The organism is Arthrobacter citreus (genome assembly GCF_038405225.1).
In the GTDB taxonomy this organism is placed as follows: Bacteria; Actinomycetota; Actinomycetes; order Actinomycetales; family Micrococcaceae; genus Arthrobacter_B; species Arthrobacter_B citreus_A.
Window position 1 is genome coordinate 896,308 of record NZ_CP151657.1, and the last position, 15,286, is coordinate 911,593.

The following is a 15,286-nucleotide window of genomic DNA, read 5'->3' on the forward strand; positions in this document are numbered from 1 at the left end:
CTTCCGGGCCATGAATTGAGCTTCGCCGCGCGGCAGGGCCGGGGTGGCGGGAGTCAGCGAATCCGGGCCAAATGGCACTTATCCCGGTTGACGCACTAGCCTTGGGAGTATGGCGGAATTTATCTACACGATGACCAAGGCCCGCAAGGCCGTTGGCGACAAAGTTATCCTCGACGACGTAAGCATGTCCTTCTACCCCGGTGCCAAGATCGGCGTGGTGGGTCCCAACGGTGCGGGTAAGTCCACCATCCTCAAGATCATGGCCGGACTGGATACCCCGTCCAACGGTGAGGCCCGGCTCAGCGCCGGCTACACCGTGGGCATCCTGCTCCAGGAACCGCCGCTGAATGAGGAAAAGACCGTACTCGGCAACGTCCAGGAGGGCGTTGGCGAGATTTATGCAAAAATTCAGCGGTTCAACGAAATTTCAGAAGCTATGGCAGAGCCTGACGCAGACTTTGACAGCCTGCTGGAGGAAATGGGCAAGCTGCAGGAAGCCATTGACGCCGCTGATGCCTGGGATATCGACTCCCAGCTCGAGCAGGCCATGGACGCACTGCGCTGCCCGCCGCCCGAGGCTGACGTAACACTGCTCTCCGGTGGTGAGCGCCGGCGTGTGGCATTGTGCAAGCTGCTGCTGCAGAAGCCTGACCTGCTGCTCCTCGATGAGCCCACCAACCACTTGGACGCCGAGAGCGTTCTGTGGCTCGAGCAGCACCTGTCCGCGTACCACGGCGCCGTTCTGGCCGTGACCCACGACCGGTACTTCCTGGACCACGTGGCCCAGTGGATCGCCGAAGTGGACCGCGGACACCTGTACCCCTACGAAGGCAACTACTCCACGTACCTGGAGAAGAAGCGTGCCCGTCTCGAGGTCCAGGGCAAGAAGGACCAGAAGCTGGCCAAGCGCCTGACGGAGGAACTGGACTGGGTCCGTTCCAACGCCAAGGGCCGCCAGACCAAGTCCAAGGCCCGTCTGGCCCGCTACGAGGAAATGGCCGCCGAGGCGGACCGCACCCGCAAGCTGGACTTCGAAGAAATCCAGATTCCGCCGGGCCCGCGCCTGGGCTCCCTAGTGCTGGAAGCCAAGGACCTGCAAAAGGGCTTCGGCGACCGCCAGCTCATCGAGGGTCTGTCCTTCTCCCTGCCGCGCAACGGCATCGTAGGCGTGATCGGTCCGAACGGTGTGGGTAAGTCCACGCTGTTCAAGACCATCGTGGGCCTGGAAGAGCTCGACGGCGGTGACCTGAAGATCGGCGATTCGGTCAAGATCTCCTACGTTGACCAGTCCCGCGGCGGCATCGATCCGGAAAAGAGCCTCTGGGAGGTTGTGTCCGACGGGCACGACTGGATCCAGGTCGGCCAGGTCGAAATGCCTTCGCGTGCCTACGTCTCGGCGTTCGGCTTCAAGGGCCCGGACCAGCAGAAGAAGGCCGGTGTGCTCTCCGGTGGTGAGCGCAACCGCCTGAACCTGGCGATGACGCTCAAACAGGGCGGAAACCTGCTCCTGCTCGATGAGCCCACTAACGACCTCGACGTGGAAACCCTCTCCAGCCTGGAGAATGCGCTGCTGGAATTCCCCGGCTGCGCCGTGGTGGTCTCTCACGACCGGTGGTTCCTGGACCGGGTGTCCACCCACATCCTGGCCTACGAGGGCACCGAAGAGAACCCGGCGAACTGGTACTGGTTCGAGGGCAACTTCGAGGCCTACGAGCAGAACAAGATCGAGCGCCTGGGCCCGGATGCGGCCAAACCGCACCGCGTGACCCACCGCCGTCTGACGCGCGACTAGGAAGTACCGCGGCTCTGGCCGCAGCAGGCATAGCATCAGACAAAAGAACCCGCTCCGTACATCGGAGCGGGTTCTTTGGTTTAAGCCCGGGAGCGTCCGGCGGGACGGGACCGGAAAATCCCGGAGGGGCCGGGAACGCTACGGCATGTCCGGAACCCGGACCATGCCTTCCTGCGCGACAGTGGCGACGAGTTCCCCCGCCTGGTTGAAAATGCGGCCGCTGGCCAGGCCGCGGGCGCCGGAGGCACTGGGGGACTCCTGCACGTACAGCAGCCATTCGTCCACCCGGAGCGGGCGGTGCCACCACATGGCATGGTCCAGGCTGGCAACGGACATCCCGGGCGCGGACCACGCCAGCCCGTGGCGCCGCAGCACCGATTCGAGCAGGGTGTAGTCGCTGGCGTAGGCGAGGGCTGCGCGCTGCAGGTTCTGGTCCCCGTGCAGCGGACCAAACGACTTCATCCAGACGGCGTTGCGGGCCACCTTGTCGGGGCCGGCTTCAAAGTAGACGGGTTTTTCGATATGACGGATATCCATCGGCCGCTGGTGTGACCACGCTTTGGCCACCGGATGGTCGATGCCCTTGAGCAGTTCCGCCGTGGTGGGCAGAGACTCCGGATCGGGAATGCCCTCGGGCATCTCCACCTGGTGATCAAGGCCCTCGCCGGGCACCTGGAAAGAGGCGATCATCGACAGGATGGGTACGCCGTTCTGATAGGCGTGGGTCCTGCGCGCCGAGAAGGAGCGGCCGTCACGCAGCCGCTGGACACCGAAGGTGATGGGAATCTCAGTGTCACCGGGACGCAGGAAATAGCCGTGCATGGAGTGCATCAGCCGGCCGGGCTCCACCGTGTTTGCGGCAGCAACGAGGGACTGTCCCAGGACCTGCCCGCCGAAGATGCGCTTCCGGGGTTCCGGCTGTGAGCCGCCCACGAAGATGTCCTCGTCCGTCTGCGCACCGTCCGCTGGGCTGAGGCTCAGCAGTTTTTGCAGTGATGTGGTGGGGTCGACGGCGTCGTCTAGGGCCATGGGGGATTAGTCTCCTCGGACAAACTTAGGGGCAGTGAAGGGGCTGGCGGCATGCCGGGCCCCTCTTCGAGATTAGACGCACCCGCGGGGAACCCCCAAGCCGGTGTTTACGCGGTTGCCCCGCAGGTTTGAGAGGATGGGCTCATGCCTATCAATCGTTTTCCGATCCAGCTGCGCTTCGGCGACGAGGATTCCAACGGGCACGTGAACAACGTGCGCTTTGTCCAGTTCCTGGAAGAGGCGCGCGTGCGGCTCGGTCTTTTGCCTTTGGGGGAGTCGCTGTGTCCCGGGGATCCGGCGATGAACTTCCGTTCCCTGACCGCGGAATCCGGGATGGCCCTCGTGGCGCGCCAGGAAATCGAGTACCGCTCACCGCTGGTGTACCGGCAAACGCCCGTCTGGGTGGAGATCTGGGTCACCGGCATCGGCAGTTCCAGCCTGACCTATGGCTTCCGCATAGCCGACGACGACGGCACCAGGGTCTACGCCTATGCAGAGGCCACGGTGGTGATGGCCGACCAGAGCGGCCGTCCCCGGCCGTTGTCCGACCTGCAGGTCCGGGTCCTGGAAAGCTGGCGGGGCGAGCCGGTTCCGTTCCGGAGCACCAACACCGGGCAGACCTCGCCGGCTGCTGCCGCCGAGCCGAGCGGAGCAAGCCGATGACCGCCTCCCACGAAGGGCTTCCCGCCGTTCCGGCCGGGCTGGTCCTGGCCGACCCTCAGGTCACCGCAGACCTGCGCACTTTCGTGATCCGCGCCCGTGCGGCGGACGACGGCGCGGTGCGGCTGCAGGCTGTCGGTTCCGTGCTCGCTGCCTATGTATGCGTGCTCCGGCCGCGTGCGCTCGGGGAGGATATACCCACGGTCCTGGGAATGCGCACCATGCCGCTGGCGCAGCCGGCACAGCTGGACACCGTGGTGTCCCTCGCCTCGATTGCTGACCGGCTGGCCCGCATGGATGGAGCGGATACCGTGCTTCCGGTGCCGCCCATGACGGTCACCGAGAGCTGGACGGGGGTCGGCGCACCCCGCAGCGGCTGGGAACGCGGAGCCGATGTTCCCTTCAAACTGCTGGAGCAGGCAGCTCACCGGGGAATCCGGGAAGTGGCAGCGCTGGTTCCGGCCAGTTCAGGCGCACCGGTGGTTAGCACCGCCCGGGGAGCAGTCTGGGGACAGCGGCTGCCGGACACCGAAGCCGCCATACCGGCCGGGGCGGCGTTCGCCGCGCTGACGCTTGGCTTCCTCCCCACCTCCGACGACAGTGAATCAGGGGCCAGCGCAGCAACCTTCCGCTGCGGACGCTGGACCCGTGTCAGCATGCCCAGAGGGCATGTGCTGGTCCGTTCGGCATCCGTCCTGGGGTTCTGACCCGGCCTCTCTCAGCAGGAGTTTCGGCTAGGCCGAGTTGACCATGGAGTGGGCCGCACGCTCCAGATAGTCCCACAGCGTTGCCTCATGCAGCGGGGACAGGCCCAGGGAATCAACGGCGTCGCGCATGTGCCCAAGCCAGGCATCACGTGCCTGGGGGGTGACGGCGAAGGGCATGTGCCGCATCCGAAGCCGCGGATGTCCACGCTGATCCGAGTACGTCCGCGGGCCGCCCCAATACTGCTCGAGGAACAGCAGCAGCCGCTGCTTGGCGTCGGTGAGGTCCTCCTCCGGATACATGGGCCGCATGAGGGGGTCCTCGGCGACGCCGCCGTAAAAGACATCGACCAGTTTCACGAATGTCTTATGCCCGCCGACTGCTTCGTAAAAGTTTTCGGTGTAGGCGGGCTGGGCAAATCCGGGCCTTCCGGACACGGGCAGCTGGGACGCCGACGGCGGCACGGGGGACACAGGCAGCGGGGGCCGGTTCTCGGAAGGTGTTGCCGGGGTGCTCACAGTGATTCTCCCTTGGTGGACGCTGCGGAGTTTGTGGAAGCTGCGGAGTTGGAAATCGGTGCAGCGGCAGGTGCGGCGGGCGCGGCAGCCGGAGCAGCAGCGGCAGCTGTCGAACCGGCGTCGGCGGCGGCTGCGGGCGCAGTCTCCGGTTCCCCCGCGGGCTCGCGGAAGTCGCCCTGGGACCGGTTTCCCACCTTGGCCAGCTCGCCGTTGCGGATGTACCAAATGACCCCGCGGTCATCGACAATGCGGGTGATCCGGATGCCAACCGACTGAACAGTTCCGATGGTGTCGCCAACCTCAATCACGTCACCGATGCCGTACTGGTCTTCAATGGTGATGAAGAATCCGGCCAGGGCGTCGCGGATGAGCTCGCGGGCGCCGAAACCGAGGGTGATGCCGACAATTCCCACACTGGCGATCAGCGGAGCGATGTCCCAGCCAACGGCTCCGAGCACCATGATGATGACCACAGTCCAGATACACAGGCTCACGGCGCTGCGCAGGAGCGCGCCGATGGTGTCGGCACGCTGGGCACGGCGCTTCTTGTCCAGGTTCCGCATGACGGGCTGTGCCCATTTCAGCTTCGATGAGCTGAAGAGGGCGTAGCCCTTCTGCGCCCGCTGGACAACGCGGTTGATCAGGAATCTTGCTGCCGTCCAGGCAAGGATGCCGACAACAATGATGATTCCGGCCTGGATCAGACCGGACCAGTCAAAGTCCTCGATCGGAATGGATGGCGTGTCAGTTTCAGCAGCGGTCAGCAACGGACGGATACCGTCCCTTTCGTTTGGGGAAGCTTGTCTGCCGTGTTGGAAAGCAAGCTGCGGGCACAGACAAGGCTACCGGGATAGGCTCCCAACATGCGCATCCTTATTCTTGGCGGAACCGTCTTTCTTTCCCGTGAGGTTGCCCGGCAGGCAGTTGCCCGGGGCCACGACGTCACGTGTTTGGCCCGGGGTGAATCCGGGCCGCCTGTCACCGGCGCGGCCTTCGTGACCGCAGACCGCGACGCCGGACCGGAGGCCTATAAGGACCTGGACGGATCCTGGGACGCAGTGATCGACGTCGCCCGCAGGCCGCAGCAGGTGTGGGAGGCGCTTCAGGCGCTGGCCGGTCGGAGCAGCTACTGGTCCTTCGTGTCCAGCGCTTCCGTGTATGCGGCGCATGACACCCCGGGTGCGGACGAAAGCGCGGGTTTGCTGGGACCGCTGGAAGCTGTCCACGGTGTTTACCCGGATCCGGCGGACAGCGAGTACGGCCAGGCGAAGGTTGCCTGCGAGGATTTGGTGAGGGAGCTTGGCCCCGCGAATGTCCTGGTGACACGTCCGGGCCTGATCGCCGGACCCGAGGATGACAGTGACCGCTTCGGGTACTGGCCGGCGCGGCTGGCCCAGGAACGCAGCCCGGTGCTGATCCCTTCCAACGCTGAAGTGATGACGCAAACCATTGATGTTCGTGACCTCGCGCTGTGGCTGGTCAGCGGTGCCGAGGATGCCAGGGCAGGGAGTTTCAACGTCATGGGCCCGTCCGTGCCCTTTGGTGAGCTGCTGACGCTTTCCGCGGACGCGGCCGGCTTCCATGGGAGCTTCCGTACTGCGGACCCGCAGTGGCTCCATGAGCAGGGCGTGGCGTACTGGGCCGGAAACGAGTCGCTGCCGCTGTGGCTGCCGGAGGAAGGCTACGACGGATTTTCCACGAGATCGAACGCAGCGGCACTGGCGGCCGGACTTAGCCTCCGCCCGGTGGAGCAGACCGTTCGCGACGTTCTGGAGGACGAGCAGGAGCGCGGACTGTTCCGTGAGCGGAAAGCCGGACTCTCAGCGGCCCGGGAAACTGTCCTCCTGCAGGCACTGGACGCACTGTAATTAAGAGGCCCGCAGTTAACCTGTAGTTATGATTTCCGGCTTGTGCAGCACCGGAAAGTTGACGCTGCGGGCAATGAAGCACATCCGGTTGGCCTCAGCGTGCAGTTCTTCCGCCGTGGTGGTGGAGTTGCCGGCCGCCACCGTCACCTGCGGACGGAGCACGACGCCGGTGAACTCGCCGCTGCCGTCCCGGTTCAGCCGAAGGGTGCCCTCGGCGTCGTCGTTGTAGGCCAGGACGGTGATGCCGTTTTTCACCGCCACGTGCAGGTAGGAGAGCATATGGCACTGGGAGAGTGCCGTCAGCAGGAGCTGTTCGGGATTCCAGCGGTCCCGGTCGCCGTGGAAAGTGGGGTCGGCGGTTCCGGCGAGGTCCGGAAGTCCGTCGGCCCGGACGATGTGGTCGCGGCCGTAGCTCCGGTAGCCGGACGTGCCGGTTCCACGGTTGCCCGTCCATTCCAGGGATACTGCATAGCTGTGCTCGGAGAGATTCACGGCGGCTGACCTTCCTTCCCGTTCCTGTGGTGCAGTTCAGCGAAGCGATATGCCCGAAGCTCCGTGGTGCTGCATTGTTCAGCACCACGGAGCTCCGGATTTGCTTGTGACTACTTATCGACCGACTGTGCCTTCAGCGCGCGGACCACGCCGTCGCGGCTTTCCAGGATGAGCCGGCGCAGCGAGGGCGCTTCGTCGCCCAGGGATGCCAGGAAGGCATCCGTGGCGTCCACAGTGGCCTGCGTCGTCAGCCGGGACGGGTACAGGCCGGTCACGATCTGCTGCGCAATTTCGTGCGTCCGGGTGCTCCACACATTGCGTACGGCGGCGAAGTACTTCTCCGCGTAGGGCTCCAGCAGCGACGTGTCATGGACCCGGCTAAAGCCCACGATGGCCGAACGCTGGGCTGCGTTGGGCATATCGGTGCGCTCCACGATCGCATCCCATGCAGCGGCCTTGGATTCGGCGGTGGGAAGAGCGGCACGGGCCATGGCAGCGGCGAGCTGGCCGGTGGCCGTGGCATCCGTCTCCAGCTCAGCGGCTATGTCCGCTTCGCCCATCCGGCCGCCGGCTACCAAGCCGGTCAGGAGCTCCCAGCGCAGGTCCGCGTCGATGTTCAGGCCCTCCAGCGTTTGGTCGCCGGACAGCAGCCCGGCCAGGGTGTCCAGATGTTCCTCCGACACGGCGTGGCCGGCGAAGGACTTGACGAACTGCAGCTGCGAATCGGATCCGGGAGCTGCCGCACTGGCCAGCTCCCACAGGCTGTCCGCCGCGGCGGCGGTCATGGGCTCCCGGTCGGCCGGTGCAACGTAGAAGGCCAGCGTGGTGGCCAGCTGGCGCAGCAGGACCTGGACCACGGAGGAATCGGACTCCGAGCCGATGTTCTGCAGCACCAGTTCCACGTAGTTGCGGGCCGGGATCTCGCCGTCGCGCGTTGCGTCCCAGGCGGAGGCCCACACCAGGGTGCGGGGCAGGGACTCGGAAATGTCGCGCAGGCGCCGGACGGCGGTGTGCTCCGACTTTTCATCGAGGCGGATCTTGGCGTACGCCAGGTCATCATCGTTGAGCAGCAGCAGGTCCGGACGCTGCCGGCCCACCAGCTCGGCGACCTCGGTCCGTTCACCGTCAATGTCCAGCTCCACGCGGTGCGTGCGGTGCAGCTTGCCGTCGTCGCCGCTGTCATAGAAGCCGATGGCGAGCCGGTGCGGCCGCAGTGTCGGATAGTCAGCCACAGCGCTCTGGAGCACGGCAAATGAGGTGATGACGCCGTCGTCGTCCAGCTCAAGCTCGGGGCGCAGGGTGTTCACGCCGGCGGTTTCCAGCCACAGCTCGGACCATTCCTTCAGGTCCCGTCCACTGGCCGTTTCCAGTTCCGAGAGCAGGTCCTTGAGCTCGGTGTTGCCCCAGGCATGCTTGCCGAAGTACTCGCGGACACCGGCCATGAACTGGTCCTGGCCCACCCAGGCAACGAGCTGCTTAAGCACCGAAGCGCCCTTGGCGTAGGTGATGCCGTCAAAGTTGACCTGCACGTCTTCCAGATCACGGATTTCGGCGACGATGGGGTGCGTGGTCGGCAGCTGGTCCTGGCGGTAGGCCCAGGCCTTTTCCATGGACGCGAAGGTGGTCCAGGACTGTTTGAATTCGGTGGCGTCCGCCGCTGCGAGCGTGGACATGAATTCGGCAAAGGACTCGTTGAGCCAGAGATCATTCCACCAGCGCATCGTGACGAGGTCGCCGAACCACATGTGGGCCAGCTCGTGCAGGATGGTGACGGCGCGGCGCTCGACGGTCGCGTCGGGTACACGGGAACGGAAGACGTAGCTCTCGAGGAACGTGACGGCTCCGGCGTTTTCCATGGCTCCGGCGTTGAATTCCGGGACAAAGAGCTGGTCGTACTTTTCGAACGGGTACGGCGTGCCGAACTGCTTTTCGTAGAACTCGAAGCCCTGCCGGGTCAGCTCGAACACGTTCTCCGCGTCCAGGTGCTGCATCAGGGACTTGCGGGCGAAAACGCCCAGCGGAATGGTTCGGCCGTCGGAGCTGGTGAGTTCGCTGCGGACGGACTGGTAGGGTCCGGCGATCAGCGCGGTGATGTAGGAAGAGATCCGGGGTGTCGGGTCAAAGGACCAGGTGGCGTGCTTTCCGCCCTCTTCCAGGGATCCGGCCGGAACCGGTTCCGGGGTGGGGGAGTTGGAAATGACGTCCCAGTGCGAGGGCGCCGTGACCGTGAACCGGAATGTTGCTTTCAGATCCGGCTGTTCGAAGACGGTGAACATGCGGCGGGAGTCCGGGACCTCGAACTGGGAGTAGAGGTAGACCTCGTTGTCCACGGGATCCACAAAACGGTGCAGGCCTTCGCCCGTGTTCATGTAATAGGCATCAGCTTCGACAACGAGCTCGTTGGACGCCGCAAGATTCGGGAGCTGGATGCGCACGCCGTCGGAGACTTCAGCTGCGTCCAGGTCCACGCCGTTGAGCGTGACGCGGTGTACGGCCGCGGTGACGGCGTCGATAAACGTGGATGCGCCCTGTTGTGCGGAGAACCGAACCACGGTGGTGCTGCCGAACACCTCATCCCCGCGTGTGAGGTCAAGATTGACGTCATAGGAATCGACACTGATCAGTTCTGCTCGTTCACGGGCTTCTGAGCGCGTGAGATTCATACCTGGCAAGGTGTTGCCTTTCCAATATGCGAAGGGGTGTCTGCCGTCCCGTGGAAATCGGCTTGACGACTTATAACAATTGCAACATTGTCTCACTGGTTGACGCTCAGGAAAGAAAGGAACGGCAAACTCGCGGGAGAAAAATGTCCGGCACTCCCGTGGTCCGGTGGGTCCGGAGGCCCGTTGACACATTATTTGTGCCCGATGATCAGCGGCTAGGCTGGAATGGCAGGATTTCCCCACCACATGAAACGGATGGAACATGCGCGTCCATATTGCAACTGACCACGCGGGCATGGAGCTCAGTGCCCACCTTCTGGCCCACCTCCGCAGCAAGGGCTATGACATGGTGGACCACGGCCCGCAGGTCTACGACGCAGAGGATGACTATCCCGCATTCTGCATCGCCGCTGCCGAGGCGGTAGTGATCGATCAGCAGAGCGGCGTGGAGGCTTTGGGCATTGTGCTGGGAGGCTCCGGCAATGGGGAGCAGATTGCCGCCAACAAGGTCCGCGGCATTCGTGCGGCGCTCGCCTGGAACCTCTCGACAGCCAAGTTGGCCCGGGAGCACAACAACGCGAACGTGATTGCCGTCGGGGGCCGCCAGCACACCGTCGAAGAAGCCACGGAAATCATTGAAGCTTTCCTGGCCGAGCCCTACAGCAACGCCGAGCGCCACAACCGCCGGATTGCCAAGATCGCCGAGTACGAAACCACCGGAGCCATCGCGGACTCCTGACAGGGAAGGGGTCCTGATGCCCGAGGGGCATTCGATCCACCGGCTGGCCCGGCAGTTTAACTCGGTGTTTGCCGGCCGGCGGCTGGAGGTGTCCAGCCCGCAGGGGCGCTTCGCCGCCGGTGCTGCTCGGCTCGACGGGCGGATCCTGGTCAACGCTGAGGCTCACGGCAAGCAGCTGTTCCTGGCTTTCGATCACGATCTGTTTCTTCGCATCCACCTCGGCTTGTACGGCGCGTTCGATTTTGGCGGCGACTCAAGCTTCCTCGGTGCATCCAGTATTGGTGCGCCGAGGAAGGTGGGGGAGCGCGAAATTGCGTCCGACGACGACGGCGCAGCGTACGCAGGTCCGCCTGCACCCAAGGGAGCTGTCCGCGTGCGGATGGTCTCGCCGAACGGGTGGGCTGACCTTCGTGGGCCCACGGCGTGCGAGGTGATCACTGATGCCGAAAGAGCCGCTGTTGTTGCCCGGCTCGGTCCTGATCCGCTGCAGCAGGATGCGGATGAATCCGAATTTGTTGGCCGGCTTCGGCGGCGCGCCTCGCCGGTGGGTTTGCTGTTGATGAATCAGGAAATCCTCGCTGGAGTTGGAAACGTTTATCGTGCCGAGGTGCTTTTCCGGCGCCGGCTCTCTCCTTGGCGTCTGGGTAAGGACGTCAGTGAGGATGAGGCGGCGGCTCTCTGGAGGGACATCGTTTCGATCATGAACGACGGCGTGGCCCAGGGCAGGATCATCACGACTCTTCCTGCTGACCGGGACAGCGACACTGAACCTGTTCCACGGGAGGACGCGCACTACGTTTACCAGCGCACCGGCCTGCCCTGCCGGAAATGCGGGACGGCGGTAGCCCTGACCGAAATGGGCGCCCGGAAGCTGTACTGGTGCCCGCGTTGCCAGGAACGCTGAAGCAAAGTCCCCCCCCGCTGCCCAGGCCCGTCCTGCTGCTAGCCCGCCAGGGCCTCAAGGAACGCCGCTGTCACGGCCACTGCGTCAGCGGAGCTGCCGGGCAGGAAGACGGCGACGGCGAGATCGGCCTGGATGGCCGCCACCCAGGCGTGGTCGGGCTTCTCGCCGGCGGTCCCCGCCGTGCCTGCCGCGGCCATGACAGGTTTGCCGGAGACGTATCCCAGGACCTCCAATTCCTCCGAGGCACGTTCGCCGGCCACATTGGCGCGCAGAATCGACTGCAGCTGTTCCGCCTCGTCGGCGAACAGGTCCGGGGTGTCGCCGGCGGACGAGGGGGGCGCAGTCTCTCCGTCCCCGGAGCCCTGCCCAGCCTCCGGGTTAGCCTCGGCGTTAAGGACCAGCACGGGAGAGACCCTGTCGCCCCTGCCCACAGAGGCCGCCACGGCTGCCACGGCGAAGGGCGAAGCGAGTACCGTTCCCGGAACATCCGCGGCCGCTGTCTGCTCGGCTCCGCCGTCCGGCACTCCGCCGTAGAACGCCGGCGTCCCCAGACCCTCGGCCGTGCCCAGCCCCAGGCTCTGCGACGCTGCCGCCAGGTCCGCGTCAGCGGGAATGTAAGGTTCTTCGGTTCCTCCCGCTGCGCCGGCACGGAGCCGGGCCAGCTCGGTAACCGGGAGGAATGAACTGCCCAGGGAGTATTCGCCCAGCAAGGCAGTCTGAGTCCCCTTGCCTCCGGATGAATTGGCGACGGCCAGGACATGGCCGGTGGAGGGCTGGACTGCCACCAGCGAAGCACCGGGTGTGTCGGAAAGGAGGGCATCTGCCTGGGACTGGATCCGCAGGTCAAGGGTGGTCTCCAGGGCCACGCCGGGTTCCGCCGGTGCTTCAAAAAGAGGCGGGGACGGAGTGTTGTCCGCGGTCAGGACACGAACCGTCACCGCGTCTGAGCCCCTGAGCTGGGAATCGTATTCACGCTGGAGTCCGGAGAGCCCGGTGAGGTCCCCCGGAGCCAGCAGGCCGCCAGCGGCCATCTCATCTGTTGCAGGGCCCACCGTCCCCAACAGGTCTGCCGCAAAGCCGGGGCTGGGACCCAGTACCCGCCTTTCCGGAAGGGCATCGGCGCCGGGAATGGTTGCGATCTCGGAATCGAAGGTCGGTGACACCTTGTCCTGGCGCACGGTAGTGACTTCAACGAACTCATCGGGCCCGGCAGCCTGGACTTTTGCCGTGAGTGCGTCAGCATCCAGGCCGAGGAAGAGAGAAAGGTAATAGACCGAAGCGGCGTACTCATTTGCGCCCAGCACTGACTTGTCCAGGATGACCCGCCAAACCGGCCAGTGGCCCATCAGCACGGACCCGCCAGCGCCCAGAATGTCCGCACGCGTGGGCGGGGATGCCTTGCGCACCAGCCTCTGCCACGGAAGAAGGTCCGGATGCACCGTGGTGGAACGGAAACGGGTTTGCCAGCCGGTGTCCCTTCCGCGCTCCAGGGTCACAGTGGTCTCGTAGGTGTAGTCCTCCGGTGACGCGTTGACGTCCCACACGTATTTCAGGGTGGCTACGGCCTCGTCGCCTGAGACTTCGTCGATTTTTGACACGGTGACGGAAGGTTTAATCTTCATGCCGGAGACCACGTACTCAAGCATGCCGTTCACGGCCTCGACGGTTGAACCGGCGAACTCATTTCCGGTGACGTCCACGCGGGAGAGCCCGTCCGCCAGTGCGGCGACGGCTTCTTCCGGTCCGGGGCGCTCTTCAGCGGAACATCCGGCCAGCGGAAGGCCCAGGAACGATAACGCAAGGATGGCGGCTGTCAGGCGGTTCTTCCCCATGCGGGAACGATAGCTGCGCGCAGGGAAAAAGGGACGGGGAAAGCTCCGATTTGCTCTTGCGGGGACCATAATTGGCCGCTCCGGCCAACCCGTCCAGGAACGCCTTCATCACCGGTCCGCCGGTGCGGCCCAGACACCCGAGAGGGCAGCAGCTCCGAAACTCACGCCTGCCTGTGGTTCGTGAAGGCCAACAAAAAAGGGCCCCGCACGTAAGTGCAGGACCCTTTCAAAGCCGGCATCTGCCGGATATATTTTGCAGAGGGGATGACGGGAATCGAACCCGCGTGATCAGTTTGGAAAACTGAGGCTCTACCATTGAGCTACATCCCCGGCGCCCTAAGGCAGGTTTTACCTTAGCACGGTAATTCAGCGGTTCGGAAATCCCATCCCGAATCGGCCTTCAGGAGGGCCGGGCCACACTCAATTGTGCACAAGGCCCTGCATGCCGGTAGGCTGTCAGGTGCACTGACGGGGTGTAGCTCAGCTTGGAAGAGCGCCTGCTTTGGGAGCAGGAAGTCGCAGGTTCAAATCCTGTCACCCCGACTCTGTAGTACACATGGTGCAGACCCAATCCCAGAACCCTCAGGAGAACTACGCTGTGAAGAGCGCTGTAGAAAACCTCACACCCACGCGGGTAAAGCTCGTTGTCGAAGTTCCGTTTGAGGAATTGAAGCCGAGCATCGAAGAGGCCTACAAGACCATCGCCACCCAGGTGCAGGTGCCTGGCTTCCGCAAGGGCAAGGTCCCCAACAGGCTCATCGACCAGCGCGTCGGCCGCGGCTACGTTCTGGAAACCGCCATCAACGACGGCCTGAACGGTTTCTACCAGGAAGCTGTATCGGAAACGGGAATCCGTCCGATGAGCCGCCCCGAGGTTGAAATCAGCGAAGTTCCGGACCCCGCCACCGACGAAGGCCAGCTGGTCTTCAATGTCGAGCTGGACATCCGCCCGGAAATCGAACTCCCCGATTACTCCGGCCTCGAGGTCACCGTCGAGCCCGCTGTTGCTTCCGACGACGACGTCACCAAGGCCCTGGACGAACTGCGCGGCCGCTTCGGCACGCTCAAGAGCGTTGACCGTCCCGCCGCCGACGGCGACTTCCTCACCATGGATCTCGTAGCCAAGGTTGGCGACGAAGAGATCGATTCCGCTGCTGACCTCTCCTACCAGGTTGGCGCCGGCACCATGCTCGAGGGCATGGACGAAGCAGTCACCGGCCTGTCCGCTGACGAATCGGCAACCTTCGAGACGAAGCTGGCCGGCGGCGAGCACGCCGGCGAGGACGCCACCGTCACCGTTACGGTCAAGGCCGTCAAGGAGCGCGAGCTTCCCGAGGCCGACGACGACTTCGCCCAGCTGGCCAGCGAATTCGACACCATCGAAGAACTGCGCGAAGACCTGACCAAGCGCGCCGCCGAGTCCAAGCTGATGGAGCAGGGCGTCGAAGCCCGCGACAAGGTCCTGGAGAAGCTGCTGGAAATGATCGAGGTTCCGGTTCCGGAGTCTGTCATCGAAGAGCAGCTCGAGCAGCACTTCAGCTCCGAGAGCGCGCAGTCCCAGGGTGAAGACCACGACACCGAAGAGCACCGTGCTGAAGTTCGCGAGAACACCGCAGCTGCCTTCAAGAACGAAATCATCCTTGACGCTGTCGCCGACAAGGAAGAGGTGGGCGTCAGCCAGAACGAGCTGATCGACTACATCGTTTCCGCCGCCGGCCAGTACGGCATGGATCCGAACCAGTTCGCCCAGCTGATCGACCAGAGCGGCCAGGTCCCGATGATGGTTGGCGAAGTCCGCCGCCGCAAGGCCCTTGCCAAGGTCCTGGAGCAGGCCAAGGTCACCGACACCGCAGGTGTCGAGATCGACCTCAGCGACTTCGTCCGCCCCGCCGGCGAAGAAGCACCCGCTGCTGAAGCCGAAGCCCCCGAGGCTGAGGTTGCCGATGAGGCCAAGAGCGACAAGGCATAATCTCCTTTTCGGAGACCGCTGAACCGCAGACGTGCGCCGCTTGCCCTGACGGGCCGGCGGCGCCGTCGTTTAAGATGCGTTGCCCGAGCGCCGTCGTTTAAGGCAAGCCGTTCAT

General features: G+C 64.5%; 13 protein-coding genes and 2 tRNA genes. 8 read left to right on the plus strand and 7 right to left on the minus strand.

Annotated features, from left to right (window positions below; translation table 11 throughout):
- Window positions 1-109 precede the first annotated feature (109 nt).
- A complete protein-coding gene (gene ettA, locus AAE021_RS04160) occupies window positions 110-1,792 on the plus strand; it encodes an energy-dependent translational throttle protein EttA (protein ID WP_342024381.1) in 1,683 nt (560 codons plus the stop codon).
- A 138-nt stretch (window positions 1,793-1,930) separates the two neighbouring features.
- Here the strand turns inward: ettA and AAE021_RS04165 are convergent, their stop codons facing one another.
- Window positions 1,931-2,821 carry an acyl-CoA thioesterase II gene (locus AAE021_RS04165; RefSeq protein ID WP_342024382.1) on the minus strand — a complete coding sequence of 297 codons (891 nt, stop codon included), beginning with the start codon at window positions 2,819-2,821 and terminating at the stop codon, window positions 1,931-1,933.
- 144 nt (window positions 2,822-2,965) lie between these two features.
- Here AAE021_RS04165 and AAE021_RS04170 point away from each other — a divergent pair, with 144 nt between their 5' ends.
- Both AAE021_RS04170 and AAE021_RS04175 read left to right on the plus strand, forming a co-directional pair.
- On the plus strand, window positions 2,966-3,484 hold the full coding sequence (locus AAE021_RS04170) for a thioesterase family protein (protein ID WP_342024383.1): 519 nt from the start codon (window positions 2,966-2,968) through the stop codon (window positions 3,482-3,484).
- Window positions 3,481-4,188 carry a hypothetical protein gene (locus AAE021_RS04175; protein WP_342024384.1) on the plus strand — a complete coding sequence of 236 codons (708 nt, stop codon included), beginning with the start codon at window positions 3,481-3,483 and terminating at the stop codon, window positions 4,186-4,188. The genes AAE021_RS04170 and AAE021_RS04175 overlap by 4 nt, the downstream gene beginning before the upstream one ends.
- 27 nt (window positions 4,189-4,215) lie before the next feature.
- Here the strand turns inward: AAE021_RS04175 and AAE021_RS04180 are convergent, their stop codons facing one another.
- Both AAE021_RS04180 and AAE021_RS04185 read right to left on the minus strand, forming a co-directional pair.
- On the minus strand, window positions 4,216-4,665 hold the full coding sequence (locus AAE021_RS04180; protein WP_425362467.1) for a globin: 450 nt from the start codon (window positions 4,663-4,665) through the stop codon (window positions 4,216-4,218).
- A gap of 35 nt (window positions 4,666-4,700) precedes the next feature.
- Window positions 4,701-5,471, minus strand: coding sequence for a mechanosensitive ion channel family protein (locus AAE021_RS04185; protein WP_342024385.1), 771 nt, complete (start codon window positions 5,469-5,471; stop codon window positions 4,701-4,703).
- A gap of 96 nt (window positions 5,472-5,567) precedes the next feature.
- Here AAE021_RS04185 and AAE021_RS04190 point away from each other — a divergent pair, with 96 nt between their 5' ends.
- On the plus strand, window positions 5,568-6,572 hold the full coding sequence (locus tag AAE021_RS04190) for an NAD-dependent epimerase/dehydratase family protein (protein ID WP_342024386.1): 1,005 nt from the start codon (window positions 5,568-5,570) through the stop codon (window positions 6,570-6,572).
- 15 nt (window positions 6,573-6,587) lie between these two features.
- Here AAE021_RS04190 and AAE021_RS04195 read toward each other — a convergent pair whose 3' ends face one another.
- Together AAE021_RS04195 and pepN are read right to left on the minus strand one after the other, a co-directional pair.
- Window positions 6,588-7,064 carry an OsmC family protein gene (locus AAE021_RS04195; RefSeq protein ID WP_342024387.1) on the minus strand — a complete coding sequence of 159 codons (477 nt, stop codon included), beginning with the start codon at window positions 7,062-7,064 and terminating at the stop codon, window positions 6,588-6,590.
- Between the two features lie 110 nt (window positions 7,065-7,174).
- Complete coding sequence (gene pepN, locus AAE021_RS04200) at window positions 7,175-9,727, minus strand: aminopeptidase N (RefSeq protein WP_342024388.1); 2,553 nt, start codon at window positions 9,725-9,727, stop codon at window positions 7,175-7,177.
- A gap of 262 nt (window positions 9,728-9,989) precedes the next feature.
- On the opposite strand from pepN, the gene AAE021_RS04205 reads away from it, so the two are divergent.
- Both AAE021_RS04205 and AAE021_RS04210 read left to right on the plus strand, forming a co-directional pair.
- Window positions 9,990-10,466 carry a ribose-5-phosphate isomerase gene (locus tag AAE021_RS04205; RefSeq protein WP_342024389.1) on the plus strand — a complete coding sequence of 159 codons (477 nt, stop codon included), beginning with the start codon at window positions 9,990-9,992 and terminating at the stop codon, window positions 10,464-10,466.
- A gap of 16 nt (window positions 10,467-10,482) precedes the next feature.
- On the plus strand, window positions 10,483-11,370 hold the full coding sequence (locus AAE021_RS04210; protein ID WP_342024390.1) for an Fpg/Nei family DNA glycosylase: 888 nt from the start codon (window positions 10,483-10,485) through the stop codon (window positions 11,368-11,370).
- 38 nt (window positions 11,371-11,408) lie between these two features.
- Here AAE021_RS04210 and AAE021_RS04215 read toward each other — a convergent pair whose 3' ends face one another.
- Window positions 11,409-13,202, minus strand: coding sequence for a hypothetical protein (locus AAE021_RS04215; RefSeq protein WP_342024391.1), 1,794 nt, complete (start codon window positions 13,200-13,202; stop codon window positions 11,409-11,411).
- Between the two features lie 259 nt (window positions 13,203-13,461).
- Window positions 13,462-13,532: transfer RNA gene (locus tag AAE021_RS04220), tRNA-Gly, on the minus strand.
- Between the two features lie 139 nt (window positions 13,533-13,671).
- On the opposite strand from AAE021_RS04220, the gene AAE021_RS04225 reads away from it, so the two are divergent.
- Together AAE021_RS04225 and tig are read left to right on the plus strand one after the other, a co-directional pair.
- Window positions 13,672-13,745: transfer RNA gene (locus tag AAE021_RS04225), tRNA-Pro, on the plus strand.
- Between the two features lie 55 nt (window positions 13,746-13,800).
- Window positions 13,801-15,171, plus strand: coding sequence for a trigger factor (gene tig / locus AAE021_RS04230; protein ID WP_342024392.1), 1,371 nt, complete (start codon window positions 13,801-13,803; stop codon window positions 15,169-15,171).
- The last annotated feature ends 115 nt before the right edge of the window (window positions 15,172-15,286 follow it).